Origin of the sequence: Nocardioides abyssi (assembly GCF_030412915.1) — a bacterium.
Classification (GTDB): Bacteria; Actinomycetota; Actinomycetes; order Propionibacteriales; family Nocardioidaceae; genus Nocardioides; species Nocardioides abyssi.
On the sequence record NZ_JAUHJR010000170.1, the window covers coordinates 1 to 277 of the forward strand.

Here is a 277-nt window from a genome sequence, read left to right on the forward strand (position 1 = left end):
GGCGCGCCAGCGCTGGATGCGGCCCCAGAAGAGCTCCGTGAACTGCTCGACCTCGTGCGTCGGGAAGAGCGCCGTCACCTTCTGACGGACCGCGTCCTTCGCCGGCTGCGTCGCGAAGAACTCCCACGCGACCTCGTCGAGGTGTGCGAGGTGCTTCTGGCAGAACTCCTCGAAGCGCGCCGTCTCGAAGCGCTCGTCCGCGATCTTCGCGTACGCCCCGAGCTTCTCCTCGTACGAGAGGCCCTGCTGCGCCGCGACGGCGTAGTACGGGTCCCAG

At 68.6% G+C, this 277-nt stretch carries 1 pseudogene; it reads right to left on the bottom strand.

Features of this window, described 5'->3' with window-relative positions:
* Window positions 1-277 (bottom strand): annotated as a pseudogene (locus tag QWY29_RS20365) (hypothetical protein); the annotation flags it as partial.